Here is a 17122-nt window from a genome sequence, read left to right as displayed (position 1 = left end):
GTTTGTATTTTTTAGATTTTCTAAAGAAGCTACGCTTTGAGATACTTTGCACTCACGCGCTTAAGTCCGACAATGGTTAATGTTTTTGAATGCTTTGAGTTACGCCCTAAGTCTGACAAGCTGATAGATTGCCACGCGTGGCATAGCCACGCTCGCAATGACAATTTTTAAAACTTATACCCCACTTGCAACCAAAATTGCCTCCCTAGCTCATATACAGGGATAGAGCTAGCAGAGGCAAAAGCCGTTGTGGCATTGCCATTTGCTAGTCCAAGTGTAGTCATATTTTGACTATTTAGCACATTATAAATATCGACATTTGCATATAGCGTTTGTCCCCTCCATATATCTACTTCAAAGCCCACGCGCATATCCCAACTAAAGCTAGGTTTGAAGCTATGCCTTGCGTATTGTGTCCCGCGAAATGTGGTGTCATACAAATTTGGGTGGCTTCTTTGGGTGATAACTATCATTTTATCATAGCCACTGCGAAATCTAAAAAAGTTATTAACCAGCCACTTTGTGCGCAAAATGCTAAAAGTATGCGTAGTATTTAGTCGTAGCGTAAAAGGGCGGGCGAAATTTTCCACAGGGCGATTGCGATAAGAAATAATCCCCCCATCATATTTTATAAGCGTGTTGTTGTAGTAGCTATCATCGGCGGCTTGAGGATTGTAAGTCCTAGCACTATGCGTGTAGTCAAAGGCAAATAAATAATTATGAGAGATTCCATAAGTTTGCAACGGTTTAGTGTTTTGCAAAATCAGTGAGACAATATCGCTCTCACTTCGCCCGTCATTTGTATAGACATTATAGCCTATTGTATAGCCACTAGGCACATTGTTGCCATTTGCGCTCCTCCCTTGCACGCGCATTATCTCATCTCTGCCCGCGCGATAAATGTATTTCACACCAATGCTAAAACTCCCAATTTCTTGCGTTACCCCAGCCATTAGCTCATCGCTATATGGAATCTTTAGCTTACGAAACAAAAATGAGCTACTGCCTTGCTCTTTTAAATCCTCTCGCTCTACCCACGCACTTGGCGTGTTTGTAGCAGGGTCTAAATCGCGCGTGTAATATCGCATAGAATCTAGCACCAAATCATAAAGTCGATAGCTAAAAATCGAGCGCGCATAGTAGCGATTTGCCCCAAATGTGATTTTTGTCTGCCACTGCTTTGGCGCGGGGGTTATGTAGTTAAGCGAAAATCTAGGTGCAAGGCTTTGCTTGCTCATATAGCTATCCCCATCAAAGCGCAAGCCCAAGCGTGTATTTATCTCCCCCACTTTTCCTAAATCAAACCCTATATCATCTTCTACAAAAAGTCCATAGGCGAAATTATCAAACTTGATAGAATTTACCCCCTCTTCTTGAAGGTAAGTAAAAAATTGCCCATTCCACCCAACTCCTGCGCCACCTAGCACCTTGCCACTAGAGCAACTATCTAGCCCTAAACTATCCGCACCACAAGAGCCACCATTGAGATTTTTGATACTTTGATATGAGGTATTGCCTATGTAATATCCCCACGGACTTAAGAGATAATATGGATTTAACCGCTCTTTATCAATGTATTGATAAGTCAAATCTAGCCCTGCTAAAACATTATGCGACATTCTCCAAAATCTAAATGGCTCAAAAGCCATATCTGCTTTATAATTTAGAGAATGTTGCAATTCGTCCATATTGCCATAGCCTCCCTCCATTGCGACATTGCTACCATTCATCGCCCAATTTTTATCCTCGCTATAATACCACCCACGATATACATTACTATCACTTGCGCGAGAATGCTCCATAAAGTTATATCCTAATTGATTAGTAAAAATGCCCGCTTTGTGTCCCCACACAGCTTTAAGCCCTGCTTGCCAGCCCCCACTCTCCATCGCATAAAAAGAATCTCGCATAGCACTATTAAAATAAGTGTTAAATTGTGGCATATATGCGAGGCTTGCTTCTAGTGTGAGATTCTCTTTTGGATTATAAAATACCTTTGCATAGTAGTTATAAATTTCCCTGCGTTGGTCTTGCTTTTTATTATAATCGTTGCCTTTATAGCGTGAAAATAATCTTTGGTCATAGGCATATAACGGGATAAAACTCTGCGTGGTGTTAAAGCTCGCTATAAGCCCTAGATTTTCTTTGATATAGCCCTCCACACTAGATTTTATGAGGTGCTTACTAAATTGTGGTTGGTAGTTTTCATTGCTACTTGTGGCAAAAGTGGATTGTGCATTCTCGTGGATAAAATAATGCGTAAGTTTATCGGAGGTGTATTGATAGCTGATATTGCTATGCCAGCCATTGATACCACCATTATCTTTGCGCGGTTTGCGCACCTGTGCCTCCACTACCCCACCTGTGAAGCCCCCATAACTTGCACTTACATTGCTATCTAGCACAGTTACAGATTCTAGTAAGCTTGTATCCACTGCTAAGCCCTGACTTCTGCCACCGCGAAGCGTATTTGTGCCATTTGCAGTGGGATTATCCGCACTTCTGCCTATGGGGTCTAAATCATTATTCATATTAAAGCCATCGATTTGGAAGTTGTTTTGATAAAACAACCCACCGCTTATGGATATGTTGGCAGGGTCAATCTCTCCGGGCGTAGTGGATTTTAATTGAGAGTTATCAAACTGCACATTTGGCAAAATCTTTAAAATGCTTGTAATGTCGCCATTCCCACTAGGATTTGATTCTAGCATTTGCCTGCTTATTTCGCCCGCACTAGATTGATATTTTTCCCTAGATTCTGCATTTATATCTTTATGCCCTGTTGCCGTGATTTTACCTAAATCTTTTGCTTCTAAATTTGTTGATTCTAAGTTGTTTGTTTGCAGATTTTCACTTTTTTGTGGATTCTTGTTTTCTTGCAGATTTTTATTTGTTGGTAGATTTTGGCTATCTTGTAGATTTTCATTTTTGTGTAGATTCTCACTTTTTTGTGGATTTTGGCTATCTTGCATATTTTGGCTAGAAGTTTCTTGTGATTTTTTTAGTTTATTGTAGTGCGAGGGTTTGTCAAATGCTTGTGGTGTGGAATCTATTTGCATAGATTCTGTTGATTTTATAGAATCTATATCATTTGTCATATTGAGCGCATAGCGCGAAATATCTCTATGATTATTTATAAAAACATTGTTTTGCGTATTTGCTGTGTTGTTTGCAACTTGCATAGAATCCATTGTGGCTTGTGGCGAATGTTTTTTCGTAGAATCTATTTTTGAAGAATCTGTTTGCATAGATTCTGTTGATTTCATAGAATCTATATCATTTGTCATATTGAGCGCGTAGCGCGAAATATCTCTATGATTATTTATAAAAACCTTGTTTTGCGTATTTGCCGTGTTGTTTGCAACTTGTATAGAATCCATTGTGGCTTGTGGCAAATGTTTTTGTGTAGAATCTATTTTTGAAGTTGTTGCCTTTTGTGGTAAATATGCTTGCATAAAATCCGTGCGGATAGAATCTACTTGGGCTAATTTTATGTATTTGTGTGGGTTTGTTTTTGTGGAGATTTCGTTGTTTTGGATTATCTCCCCCTCTCTTGCGGAGGGGGATAAAAGGGGGTGGGTAGATTTGTCATTGCGAGAATTTGTAAAATACTTAGCCCAATAAGGATTGCCGTCATTGCGAGATTCTAGGCTTTTGTCAAAAAGACTAGAATCGTGGCAATCTACATTGTTTGCATTATCGTATAGATTTTGCTTGCATAGCTGCACCCACTCGCGCTTACGCGCTACATCGCTACTTTGTAGCTGTGGGCTTGCGCCACGCAGTTTGGAATCTAAAGAATCCAAACTGCTCGTAATGTCGGCGGTGGAATCTAAAAATACCCTCCCCCTAACCCCCTCCGCAAGGGAGGGGGGATAAAAAACAAAATCCTCCGCAATGGATGGGGGACAAGAGGTTTGCAACTCCGCAATGGAGGGGGAAAGTGTGGAATTATTATTTACAATGGAGGGGGAAATAACTACATTGTCATATTGAGCGCGTAAGCGCGAAATATCTCTAATTGCATTTTTAGATTTAGAGACACTTCGCTTACGCTTAGTCCGACAAAAAATTTCGTTATTGTGAGAATTTACATTGCCGTCATTGCGAGAATTTGTAAAATCTTTAGCCCAATAAGGATTGCCGTCATTGCGAGATTCTAGGCTTTTGTCAAAAAGCCTAGAATCGTGGCAATCCACATTGTTTGTATTATTGTATAGATTTTGCTTGCGCAACTGCGCCCACTCGCGCTTACGCGCTAAATCGCTACTTTGTAGCTGTGGGCTTGTGCCACGCGTGGAGTTGCCACGCCCACAATGGTAGGATACCCACCCCCTAACCCGCCTCGTGCTAAGGGAGGGGGGACAAGAGGTTTGCAACTCCGCAATGGAGGGGGAAAGTGTGGGATTATTATTTACAAAGAAAGGGGAATTTTTATCATTATGGCTTAGAATAGCATTAGAAAGATTTTGCGCGGAGTTACTCTCTCTCTCTCTCTCTCTCTCTCTCTCTCGTTATTAGCAAGCGTAGCGTTACTTGCAGTTGTCATATTTTGGGCTAATGTGTCTTTGGCAAATGCGATATTAGTGGCAAAACCACACGCCATAGCCATATTTACAAATGCTAATGCTTTATTGATTTTTATCCCATACAAAACCATTTCAAACCCCTTTTTTACACAATCTTTACAAAATCTTTTAACACATTTGGAATCTTGTAAATGTTGATTTTCTCATTATGAGTAGCATTTTAAGAAAATAAGATTCACAAGCAAAATGTAAAAAATAAACGCAATCATAAACCAAATAAACTTAAAATTTGCTTTTGTGAAATGGGAATAAATAACAAAATAATCAAAAGTAAAAAAATATAAACATAAATATAAAAAAACATAAAAACGCAGAGCAAAAAGCAAAAAAGTGTAGTAAAGAAGTAAAATGTATCAAAAAGATAAAATCTTACGAGATATTATTGCGAGGCTTTTATGCTTAATGGATAAATATTACAAAGATAGGGCTTTGGCGAAAAAATCTTAGAAGTAAATCTTAGAGAAGCATTTTAAAATGCTTAAATGTCAAAAAGATTTTTTATTCAATACAACTTAATCCCTAACATAAAAAGTTTTAAGTTAGATTAAACCCCCAAAAAAAACCAAATAATCAAAAATACGAAAAATACAAAAAACGCCACTTCGCAATTATTTCACACTCGAAGTAGTCGTATTTTGTGGCATTTGCTCGACATATACGCTTTGACTTGGAAATGCAAAACTAAGCCCAAAAGATTCTACTATACGCATAATCTCTAGCAAAATCTCCTCTTTTGCAAGTAAATATCCTCCATAGCTTATATCCCTGCTAAAGCAATACACAAGCACATTTATCGAGCTATCCGCTAGCTCATCTAGCACGACATAGACATTTGCTTTGTATCCCAAATAATCATCAACTGAAATAATATCCTGCTTAAAAGACACGCTAAAATCTAGTTGTTCTTTTTCATCATCGCTTTGGGCGATTTTGGGGTGATTTAGTAGCATTTTTTTTATCTCGCTAGCGCATTGTATGACTTGAGCGCGTGTGGTGGAGTAGGTAAGCCCTATGCTTAGTTTGATTAGCCTGCCTGCTTTTCTGCGACTCCAATTTGTAATGGATTTGTTTGCTAGCTCAGAATTTGGTATCAGCACGAGCGCGTTATCGCTTGTGCGGATAGTCGTGCGGCGAAGCCCCATTTCTACGACTACGCCATTTACCCCCCCGCATTCGATTCTATCGCCTTGCGAAAATGAATTATCAAATAGCAACATCACAGAGGCAAAAAAGTTTGCAAGCATATCTTTGACAGCTAATGCCACAGCTAGCCCGCCAAGCCCTAGAGAAGCGATGATTGCTGAAATATTAAAGCCCAAAATCTTTAAAATCCACAAAAGCGTAATGATGATGATGAAAAAATACGCGATTTTTAACAAAAGATTTAGCACTTCTTTGCGAAATCGTTGCGTATCACTTTTTTGGGTAATAGCGTTTATAAAAATGGCTGCATAGCCACGAAGCGCGATAATGATAAACCAACCAAAATTTACCACATAGCCCACTGCAAACCATTTTTCTAGCTCTTTTGGGCTTAAATGCGGGTAATACAAAATATTTATGCTTATATCAAGGCTTAGCAAAAACAAAAACAACGATACGGGCTTTATGATTTCGCGCTGGATTTTGCTTTGGGATTGTTTATCCTGCTTTGCTAGATGAAAACTAAGGCTAATAAGCCACATCACAAATCGCGTCAAAATCCGCCGAAAAAGCCACAAAAATGCAAACGCAATCAGCGATAAAATCGCACGCAAAAATAGCGGATTTGCATAAGATTCTAGTTTTGCCTGCATAAATGCGTTTTCAAGCAGCGTTAAGGAATGCTTGATAGCTAAATCAAATGCTTTGATTTGCAAGGGGTTGTATGAGGCGTCATTAGGATTTTGCGAGTCGTTGTTTTGTGTTTTTTGTGAGTCGTTTTTTTTAGCCGTTTGGTTGCTAGGAATAGTTGATTCTTTGCTTTGGGTTTGCGTAATTTGCGTAGATTGCGTAATTTGTGTGGCTTGCGTAGCGATAGCAAAATCCACTAACAACGCCCCGCAAAAAACGCTAAAAAACGCTAAAAAAACAAACGCATTTTTTGTGTTTTGTAAAAAACTCGCTAGATTTTTTTGTGTGATTTTGCGTTTTTTATTAGCGTTTGTTTGTGGCTTAATGATTTTGCATATTGCTTTAAGCATTTTTGTGTCCTTTGTTTTGCATTTGTTTTGTGTTGATTTTGTGTTTGTTTGCGCGTTTTAGATTTTGAAAATAGATTTTTAAAATCTGTCAAATTCGTATCAAAAATCTATGTCAAAAAGATTTTGGCATTATATCAAAAGTGTTTTTACAAATCTTTTACAAAATCTCGCCCACTCCCTCATCGATGATTCTCACTTGCAGTATTTTACCACTTTGGAGATTTTGGGCTTTGATGACATTGCCTTTTTGCCCATTTTGCAGGGCTTGTAGAGTGATTTGGGCTTGCATAGATTGGGATTTGTAAAAGCAAGTGATTTTATCCCCTTTGCGCACCAAAATCCTATCTTGGATTTTATCACGCGTGATGATAGAATTTGGCGCGATAAGCGAGCGCGCAGAGATTTTCCCTAGCTCTTTTGGTGGGAGGGGATTAGCTTTTATGAGGGATAGATTTACCCGCGTGGCAAAAGCGTTTTGAGTTGTTATATCTGTGCTAGATTTTATGGATATTCGGGCTTGTAGCACAAGCACACTCGCATTTATGGTATAAGAAATCGGCACAGATACCACCGATTTAGAATCCATTATCGTGGCTATAAGCGTCCCGCTTGTTTTTTTTGCGGCGTTATTTGGTAGGGTTAGTTTTTGGATTTTGCCTTGCGCATTTTTAGGGATATTTACTTCGATATTTTCTAAGACAAAATCAAAATCTGCATAATGCGTGCGATATGCGGATACTATGTAGTTTTGGATTTGTGTTAGCGTGCTTTTTTGTAAATTTTCTTGTGTATTTTCTTGCAAATTTTGCGCAATGGCTGGAATCAAAAATAATGCTAATAAAACCACTTTGCCCACACAAGCTAAAAAACGGACTAAAAAACGCGCTAAAAAAAACGCAAAAATAGGTGCAAAAAACATTGTGCCAACAAACATTGTGCAATGTTGAAAGCAAAATTTTTGTCTCATTTTTGCCCTTTTTTTGTATTGATTTTAGCGCATAGATTCTAGCTAGACTTTTTCTACAAAATCTTTCATTATCACGCGCATACTTCCACCAAAATTTATGTGAAGTTTATCGCCCTGCACTTCTTTTATCACGCCTGCGCCAAAGATTTTATGCCTTATGGCATCGCCTTTTTTAAAGCCTTCTTGCGTGTGATTGCTTTTAATACTATAAATTTTTTTCTCCCCACTGCTTTTTAGCGTTATCTCATCATTACTTTCATCATCAAAATCACTAGAATCACTAGCGCGATTTTTTTGCAAAATCTTTGCTTCATAAAGAAAAGGCGATAAATCCATAAATTCCCTCCTGCCTTTATAAAACCTAGAGCGCACACTTGAGAGAAAAAGCCTATCTTTTGCCCTCGTAAAAGCCACATATCCTAGCCGCCTCTCTTCTTCTAAATCACTCTCATCACGCATTAGCGGGAAAAATCCTTTTTCCATTCCCACCACAAAAACATATTCAAACTCTAGCCCTTTTGCGCTATGCACGCTCATTAAACACACACAATCTTGCAAAGGCACATCTAGCCCCGAGCTAAGCGATAAATCACTCAAAAAATCATTTAAAGAATTGTGCGGATTTTGCATAATATAATCACGGAAATATCCATAAAATTCATTCACATTTGCAAGTCTATCGATTTCATCGTGCTTATTTTTTACCTCATCGATGACTTTGATTTTTTCACTAAAATCATTTACAAATTTTAGCGGACTCTCTTCTAGCGCGTTTTGCAGCTCTAATAAAATGCCAAAAAATGCTTCTAACTCGCGTTTTTGCGCAGGTTTTAATATAGAATCTAAATGCCCTGCTTTATAGCTTTGTGCGACACTTGTCCCCAAAGATTGCGCTTTAGAAAAAATCTTTTGTTGCACCACTTCGCCTATGCCTCTTTTTGGCGTGTTTATCACGCGCCTTAGGCTAAAATCATCATCGATATTTACCACAAGCCTAAAATATGCCAAAATATCTTTTATCTCTGCCCTCTCATAAAATCTAATCGCGCCAATTAGTTTGTAAGGAATCTTTGCGCGGTTTAGCCCCTCTTCTATGCTTCTTGATAGCGCATTTAGCCGAAACAAAATCGCTATTTCTTGTGGCTTTGCCCCTTCTAAAATTAGATTTGATATTTTTTTTGCGATGGTGTTTGATTCTTCATTTTCATCATAGCTATAAATATGCTCTACTTTATCCCCATCTCCTCTAGTAGATTTTAGCTCCTTGCCTAAGCGCGAAGTATTATACGCGATTAGGGCATTTGCAGCGTTTAGTATGGGGGCTTTGGAGCGGTAGTTTGACTCTAGTTTGATGACTTTTGCGTTATCAAAACTTTGAGCAAATCCCAAAATATACCCAATATCAGCCCCCCTCCAACTATAAATACTCTGATCATCATCGCCCACCACGCAGATATTTTGATGCGTGTGGCAAAGTTTTTTTAGCAATGCCACTTGCAAAAGATTTGTATCTTGATATTCATCTACCATAATGTATTGATATTTTTGCGAAGTTTGCATACATAGATTTTCATCATTATCCAAAATCCTAAAGCTAAGCAACAACAAATCATCAAAATCTACCATATTATTTTTTAGCAAAAAAGCCTCATATTTTTCATAGATTTTGCTAAAAATCTTTTGCTGTGGCGTTTGGGCAGACAAAGAGGCATTTCTAGCGGAGATAAGGGCGTTTTTTTGGTTTGAGATGTAGCCTAGAATCATTGCGCTTTGGATACTAGAATCGATTTGTTTTATGATTCGTTTTTGGTCATCATTATCAATTAGCGTAAAATTTGGACTTCGCTCTAGGCGAGAAATATTCATTCGCAAAAATAGCAAGCCAAATCGATGAAAGGTGCATAAAAGAGGCGGGGGCAATGAGCGAAAATGCGAAAAACTAAAATCGTCACTTTGGTGCAATAAATTTAATGCGCGCTCCCTCATCTCACTAGCAGCTTTGTTGGTAAAAGTAAGAGTTAGCGTAGAATCTGGGGCAACTCCTACTTCTTTGATAAGATAAGCTAAGCGAGAAGTTAGCGTCTTTGTCTTGCCACTGCCCGCGCCTGCTAGTATTAGCAATGCTCCATCGATATGCTGTGCGGCTTGTTTTTGCTTAGGATTTAGAGAATCTAGTATGGAGGACATGTATTTAACTTTTTTAGATTTTACTTTTTTACGACTTTATTTGTTGGCGTCTTGCTTTTTTATGTTTGTTGTTGAAGCGTTTATGCATCTAGCAGAGGGTTTGTTACAGGCTTATCTAGCTCATCTTGCAATATATCATTAGCTTTATTATTCTCTTTTGTTAAATCGCTAGATTCTTGCGGATTTTGTGTATTTTGTGTCCCTTGATTTTGCGCATTAGTTGGGATACTTGCTGTGGCTTGGCTTGGTGGATTATCCTCTGGGTTGCCATTATTTTTATTCACTAGCTCAAAAGAGTGGATTTTTTGCGTATCGATTTGAAAATCAAAAAATTGTGAATGAAAATTTGCCACAGAAATAAAATTATAATTTATCGCTGCGGTTTTTAGATTGTTTGCGGCGTGGTAGAGTAGCCCTAGCCCATATCGCGCTTCATAGGCGGTGGGGGTTTCCATTTTGGCAAGTTGTAGCAAAAGCACCGCATCGGGATAATTCCCCGCTCCAACCGCGCTTACCGCTGCTAAAAATCTCGTATGGCTATCACTCTCTTTTAGCTCATCTACAAGCGTAGTGTATATGCTATATGCTTTTTGAAATTCTCTCTGATAGATATAAATCGCTCCGAGTGTTTGCATAGTCCCTCTAGGGTCGCCTTCATTTGCGATTAGGTAGTTTTGCATTATGCGGGCTTGATTTTGCAAAGAGCCTGTTACAAAGCCTGTATAGACATATAGCTCTCTAGGAAATGCTCCACCTAAGTGCAAAGGACGCAAATCAAGTGATTGCTCATTAAAAAGATTATACATACTGATACTTATGTCTTGTAGATTTTCGCCAAAACTCCCCACCAAAATCCCCAAAATATTTGCCACAATATCGTTTGGATATATGTTTTTTATCTCGTTTATATTTTCTATCATTTCTTTTTTGCTTTTGTTTTTTAGCGCGTAGATAAACTCAAGCACATAATAAATAGGCTCTTTTGTTTTTGCATTTTTTATCCAATCACGCTCTTGAAATTGATTGTCATTTAGGTAGTTTAAAAAATTTTCAATATATGCTTTTTGTGTCGGGTCGCTAAACTCCTCATCATAAAATCTCTGCAACAAATCATAATTGATTCTGCTTGTGTTTTTGTTGCTAAATCTACCTGCAAGCACAGCAAAAATCCCTGAAACATAATCACTCTGGTCTAAATAATACGCACGGATAAAATGCGAATACGCATCATCATAATGCCCAAGCTGTGCTAGCACAAGCCCCAAGTTATAATACAAAATCGCGTGATTTGGATTATTTGTTGTCGCTTCTTGCAAAAATTTTAACGCCTCTCTTAAATCTTTGCTCTCCAACTCCACAAGGGTTTTTAATATCTGTTTATCAATCTTAGAAGTCGTAGAGCTTCTAAGTAGCATATTTTTGCCCTCCGCGATATTGATATGAGTAAGGCTTGAGGCTTGAGAGATTTCCTCTAATGCCCTCTTAGCGTCAAAAACGCGATATGGCGCATAATAAAAAAGCATTTTATACCCTAGCTTATCTTTGTTTTCAAAATCCCTCTCCCAAAACATTTTTTGAGCTAATCCCACATCAAAAAGTTCTGGATTTATGATGACTTTGATAGGGTAGATTTTTTGTGCTTTTTCTTGAAATCCGCGATTTGAATGGATAGAATCTAGCGCGTTTGCAGCACCTGCATAATTCCCTAACTTTAAATCAATAAGCCCCAAAGCAAGCATACAATCAATATCCCTAGGGTGCGAGCGCAAATAACTAAGCAAATGAGATTTTGCTTTTGAGTATTGTGCCATTCTAGCATATAGCAACCCTATGGTTTTATCATCATTTGGCGTGGCGACTTTTTGGATAGATTTTAGCGCGTTTTCATCATCGCTAAAAATCGTAAAAATATGCGCTGCAAGTCGTGCATTTTGCGTAGAAAAATCTTTTGAATTTGGATTTAGCAGAGGCGATAAACTCTCAAAATAATTGCCCTTATAATACGACAAAAGCGCGTAAGCATAGCTAAAAAATGGCTCATTTGCGATTTCTGCAAGATTTTGATTTGCGAGTTTTAAATAATGGCTTGATAAATCATATCGATTGATTTTTAGCGCAGCCACAGCCGCATTTATCGAGCTTGCAGAGATATTTTGCCCTGTCTCTATGGAGTCTGCATACGCCACGATAGAATCCTCATAAGAGTTGTTTTTTAGCTGAATCGTGCCGAGATTATAGTTGGCAATGGATTGGGAAAAATCAGCGATTTTGCGAAACACCTCATAAGCTTCTTTTCGCAAACCTTGCTGATAAAGCAAATTTCCTTTGATGATTAAATTGTCCATATTGGATTCTTTTAGCTCATCGCTTGCCTCTGGCAGTGGCATATTTACAATCTCATCAATTTCTGCCTTAGTATATGTCCGCTCTACAAAATCCTCTTCTTCCTCTTCCTCCTCACTTTTGGGGGAAAGCAGGAGTGAGAGGGCGACTATAAAAATAATGATAAACGCTAACGCGCCACCTAAAATCCCAAAAAAAAGTGGCTTATTTTTGTAGATTTTTTCAAATGTAGGATTCTCTAAAAGTGGCGCAATAAGTGGCTCTATCGTTGTAGAGATTTTTTGCAAGAGATTATCTAGCTTGCCTCCTGCTTTTGTGCTGTTTTCTCCACCTGCTTGGGTTTCTTGTATGCTATTTATACTAGGCTCTGGTGGCATTTTTTCCCCTATAAATTAGATTTTCCATAAGCTTTCTCATTGCAATGATTTAGAAGTCATATTAAGATTTTGATATTTGCGCAAAAATCATCATAAGATTTTGCATTTTTTATGCCTTACATAGCACATTTTGTGCCATATATGGCTCTAATACTTTAGGAATCTCAATTTCGCCATTTTCTTTTTGATAATACTCCATTATCGCTGCCAAAGTGCGCCCTACTGCAAGCGAAGAGCCATTTAGCGTATGGACTAGATTATTTTTGCCATTTTCTTTGTAGCGGATTTTTGCCCTACGCGCTTGAAAATCTCGCGTATTTGACACCGAGCTAATCTCTCGGTATCTCCCCTGCCCTGCAAACCACACTTCTATATCCACCGTGTTGCTAGCACTAAACCCCAAATCCCCGCTACATAGCTGCATAAATCGATGAGGCAGCCCTAGCGCAGTCAAAATATTGCTAGCGCATTGTAGCATTTTTGCCTGCATAGCCTCGCTTTGGCTTGGGTGGGTTATGGCGACTAATTCTACTTTGTCAAATTGATGTTGGCGAATGATTCCACGCGTATCACGGCCTGCGCTCCCTGCTTCTTTGCGAAAACAGGGGGTTTGTGCGGTTAGGCATATTGGCAAATCCTCTGCGTTAATGATTGAATCATTATAAAGATTTGTCAAAGTGATTTCAGAGGTAGAAATAAGATAAAGCGCGTTTTTAGAATCTTTAGATTCTATGGTTTTTTTAGAATCTATGGCGCAATCATTTTTGTCCTTGCTAGATTTTGCCTCGCAATCCTTGCTAAAATCTTCCGCCTTGCTAAAATCATCATTTTCCCATTGCTTATCGGTGGCGATTTTAAACATATCTGCTTCAAATTTTGGCAACTGCCCCGTGCCAAATAGCATTGTTTCATTTACGATGACAGGGGTTGCTACGATTTCAAATCCAGCCTTTTCATTCATATCTAGCATAAAATTTATAAGTGCGCGAGATAGTCTAGCCCCTTGCCCTCGCAAGACGCTAAAGCGAGATTTTGCTAGCTTTACCCCCGCGCTAAAATCTATCCATTTATTTTTATCAGCTAGCTCCCAATGCTCCTTTGGAGTGAAACTAAAATCTTTTGGGTTTAAAAAGCGATTTATTTCGACATTTTCGCTCTCATCTTTGCCCTCTGGTGTGGCGCAATCGGGGATATTTGGGATTTGCGCTAGGGCAAAATCTAGCTGTTCTTTTGCTTCTTTTAAAAATGCTTCATTTGTGGCTATTTGAGTTTTGTTAGATTCTAGTTTAGCTTTTAGGGCTAGCACTTCGCTATCGTTTTTATCGCGCTTTTGTGCCATTAGCATTCCAAAATGTTTGGATTCTTTGTTGTGGGATTCTTGGCAGGATTCTAGGATTTGCTTTTTTTCTTTGTAATCTTTTGTGAGATTTGCTAGGTTTTGTAGTTGAGATTTAGAGACATTGCGAGATTGTAGTTTTTTTGCCGTTGCTTCAAAGTCATTTAGCAAAAGTTTTGTGTCTATCATTGTTTTGCCTTTTTTAGATTTTATAAACGCATTTTTAAAGTTTTTTTGGCTAGATTTTCGTAAAAATGGCACAAAAAAATCGCATTATAGCAAAATATCGCAAAATCCAAAAACATAACAAATCATATAAAATAATGTGAAATAAAAGAAATAAAATCAATCGCTTAAAAAAGAGAAATATCCCTCAAACTCTTAAGGAGAGAAAAATAGAGCAAAGGGATATTTCATCAAAAGGAAGATAATGCCATTTAGGTGCTACCCTAAATATTTTAGAAAATCTTGCAAAATATCACAAAATCTTATGCAGGACTTGCGTAAGATTTTGCTAATAAACTTTTGCTAAAAAACTAAAAATACTTACAAGGTTTTACCTAAACAAATCACAACAACTAAAGGAGACCCACCACTCAACCTACCCTATTACGCCTTTAGTCGCTTAGAATCTAAAATCACGCAAAATCACAAACACATTTTGCGCGTGCTTTATTATTTGACGCGGTATTTACGCGCTTTTATGTGGCATTTTATGTGGAGAGCCACCGCCTGTGCCACCTGTGATATGGCTAGCTTTGCCATCTTTTATGAGATATGCCTGCCCAAATCCTTTGACAAATCGTCCACCTTTTGGCTTAAGCTCGATTAAATGAAAATCTGCAAAATCTTTTATGGTTTTGATTCCGCCACTCCCGCCACTTTGTGTGATAAAACTTTCATACACTTCATCAAACTCCGCGCTTCCTCGCTCTACAAATCGAGGCTCTACGCGGTAACGAAGCCTTTTTCGTAAAATCACGGATTTTGCCTTGCACTCATCTTCTAAAAACATTAGCTCAATATTGCTAGGATTTGCCTTGATAGAGCCAAAATGCTCTCCCACCTCGCTAATGTAAATAAAAAACTTCTCTTTATGATGAATCACAGGCGCGTAAGTGCAAAGCACCTCATTTTTTGGGCTAAGTGTGGCAAGACAAGCAGAGCCAAAAGATTTAGCAAATTCTATGATTTCTTCCTCTACTTTGCTTAAATCCGCGCTTTGCTCCACGCTTTTGCATAACTCGATAATGCTATCTTTTAGATTTTCTTTCGTGGCTTTTTGTGGAAACTCCACGCGCAATTTACCACCGCTATGGGCTAAATCAAGCCCTTCTAAATCAAGCCCTTCAAGCCTTGCGTCTTTTGGCTCGCTTATATTGCCAAATTTTTTTAGCAAGCCTTCTAAATCTTTTGTGTGATGTTCGTTGATATGAGAAATGTAGCCTTTTATGACTTCTGCAAAATCCATTTTTGCTCCTTTTGGTTGTGAAATAAAAAGCGACATTGTAAGCAAAAAAACCTTAAAGTTTTATTAGAAATGATAGTGTTTATCAAATATTTTTCAAATTTTTTAGAATCTTATGATTTTGTATGCGCTAAAATATCGTATTTAACGAAGTTTATAAGATATTTTTAAAAAATAAAATTTTTTTGCCATACGCTTAAAATTTCTCATTTTACTTACCTTTTTGAGTATTGACACATTAAATTTACAAGATTTTCTACACTTTTTTGACACCCTAAATTTATAAAAATTAAAAAAGTTATTGTTGGTTTATTGTTTTTTTGTTTTTTTTTTTTTTTGTAAGCTGTTTTTGCAAAATCTTAGATTTTGTAAAAAGCCTAAAAGGAGTAAAAAATGGCAAATGAAAACATAAACGAGCAAGGCAATCGTATCGACTTTGGACAAATCATAAGCAAGGCGTTTGACTTCTTTAAAGATAATGACAAAAAAAGCAAAGAAAAACTAAATGTCCTTATCATAGGCAAGACAGGCGTTGGTAAAAGCACTCTTATCAATGCGATTTTTGGTAGCAAGGTGGCAAAAACAGGCTCTGGCAAACCCATAACCCAACAAATACAAGAATACCAAATCAATGATGATTTTAGTATTTTTGATTCTAAAGGGCTTGAAGTCGCAGATTATGCTAGAATCAAAGGCGAGCTAGAGAAATTTTTGAGAGAGAGAAGCACACAAGAAGTCAATAATCAGATTCATATCTCTTGGCTATGTATCGCAGAATCTAGCAGGCGTATAGAGGAAGCAGAGAAAGAAATATGGCAGATTTTAAAGCAACATAATATCCCATATATGATTGCTATCACAAAAGCAGAGTGCGACAAAGATGAAAATGGCGAAAAGTTTAGCGACATTGTCAAATAGCAAATGGGGGTTGATGATAGGCATTTGGAGCGTGTGCATGCGCTAGAAATAGAGGACGATGACGGCAAGAAAAAAGAAAAAAAAGGCGTCAAAGAATTAGTCAATAAAACTTATATGCTGATGAATGAGGGACGAGCTAATGCCTTTGCTAGAAAGCAAAGCTATGACAAAGAGCTACGCAAAAAGGCAATGAAAGAAAAGGCAAAAACTATCATAAATCGCTACACGGCTGGTGCTGGAGCGGTAGCTGCGAGCCCTATACCATTTTCTGATATTGCATTGCTTTTGCCTACACAATGCGCAATGATAGTGCATATAAGCAGTGTTTATGAGCTAGATATGTCCAAAGAAACGGCGATGACATTGGCAGGTGCGTTTGCGGGGGTTGTTGGCGTGGGTTTTGCTGCAAGGACTATCGTAGGAAATTTAGCAAAATTTATACCATTCGCTGGCAGTGCCATTGGAGGTGGGCTAAATGCGGTTATGGCAATATCTGTTACCAAACTTATGGGAGAGGCTTATATCGCTTATCTTGATGATAACTTTGACAATATAGCCGAAGCGGTAGCAAATCTAGGCGAAGACGCAATCAAAATTTATTTTGACAAAGTAAAATCATAATGTTGTTGAAATATTTTTTGGATTTTTTTGGGTATTTTTTACAACAACCCAAAATCATACAAATGTCGACATTTATTTTGTGTATTTAAGCGCGTTTGCTATGAGGTTTCGCAACGCCCTTGCTAGTAGCTCC

Annotated in this window: 10 protein-coding genes and 1 pseudogene; 3 read left to right on the top strand and 8 right to left on the bottom strand. The window is 38.0% G+C overall.

Annotation, left to right across the window (positions count from 1 at the left end):
* The first annotated feature begins 36 nt into the window (after positions 1-36).
* Positions 37-171 carry a hypothetical protein gene (locus ACWIX0_RS10715; protein ID WP_454173994.1) on the top strand — a complete coding sequence of 45 codons (135 nt, stop codon included), beginning with the start codon at positions 37-39 and terminating at the stop codon, positions 169-171.
* Here ACWIX0_RS10715 and ACWIX0_RS10710 read toward each other — a convergent pair.
* The 8 genes and pseudogenes from ACWIX0_RS10710 to ACWIX0_RS10675 form a co-directional block, all read right to left on the bottom strand.
* A complete protein-coding gene (locus tag ACWIX0_RS10710; protein WP_454173993.1) occupies positions 168-4379 on the bottom strand; it encodes a TonB-dependent receptor plug domain-containing protein in 4212 nt (1403 codons plus the stop codon). The two genes, ACWIX0_RS10715 and ACWIX0_RS10710, sit on opposite strands and share 4 nt — an antisense overlap.
* A gap of 68 nt (positions 4380-4447) precedes the next feature.
* The gene (locus ACWIX0_RS10705; RefSeq protein ID WP_454173992.1) at positions 4448-4660 is read right to left on the bottom strand and encodes a hypothetical protein; all 213 of its coding nucleotides are present in this window, start codon (positions 4658-4660) and stop codon (positions 4448-4450) included.
* Between the two features lie 537 nt (positions 4661-5197).
* Positions 5198-6001 (bottom strand): annotated as a pseudogene (locus ACWIX0_RS10700) (mechanosensitive ion channel family protein); the annotation flags it as partial.
* A 928-nt stretch (positions 6002-6929) separates the two neighbouring features.
* Positions 6930-7739, bottom strand: a complete 810-nt coding sequence (gene flgA, locus ACWIX0_RS10695; protein WP_454173991.1) for a flagellar basal body P-ring formation chaperone FlgA — start codon at positions 7737-7739, stop codon at positions 6930-6932.
* A gap of 42 nt (positions 7740-7781) precedes the next feature.
* Positions 7782-9926, bottom strand: a complete 2145-nt coding sequence (locus ACWIX0_RS10690) for an ATP-dependent helicase (protein WP_454173990.1) — start codon at positions 9924-9926, stop codon at positions 7782-7784.
* An 80-nt stretch (positions 9927-10006) separates the two neighbouring features.
* On the bottom strand, positions 10007-12646 hold the full coding sequence (locus ACWIX0_RS10685; protein ID WP_454173989.1) for a tetratricopeptide repeat protein: 2640 nt from the start codon (positions 12644-12646) through the stop codon (positions 10007-10009).
* 109 nt (positions 12647-12755) lie between these two features.
* Entirely contained in the window at positions 12756-14171 is a 1416-nt protein-coding gene (gene serS, locus ACWIX0_RS10680) for a serine--tRNA ligase (protein ID WP_454173988.1), read from the bottom strand.
* Between the two features lie 502 nt (positions 14172-14673).
* Positions 14674-15453, bottom strand: coding sequence for a HugZ family heme oxygenase (locus ACWIX0_RS10675; protein ID WP_454173987.1), 780 nt, complete (start codon positions 15451-15453; stop codon positions 14674-14676).
* A 390-nt stretch (positions 15454-15843) separates the two neighbouring features.
* On the opposite strand from ACWIX0_RS10675, the gene ACWIX0_RS10670 reads away from it, so the two are divergent.
* Both ACWIX0_RS10670 and ACWIX0_RS10665 read left to right on the top strand, forming a co-directional pair.
* Positions 15844-16368 (top strand): GTPase, encoded by a 525-nt coding sequence (locus ACWIX0_RS10670; RefSeq protein WP_454173986.1) that lies wholly within the window; start codon positions 15844-15846, stop codon positions 16366-16368.
* A gap of 3 nt (positions 16369-16371) precedes the next feature.
* Positions 16372-16989 carry a YcjF family protein gene (locus ACWIX0_RS10665; RefSeq protein WP_454173985.1) on the top strand — a complete coding sequence of 206 codons (618 nt, stop codon included), beginning with the start codon at positions 16372-16374 and terminating at the stop codon, positions 16987-16989.
* The last annotated feature ends 133 nt before the right edge of the window (positions 16990-17122 follow it).

The organism is Helicobacter sp. T3_23-1059, assembly GCF_053654515.1.
The sequence above is the reverse complement of the archived record's forward strand: the minus strand, read 5'-3'. Positions and strand labels throughout refer to the sequence as shown.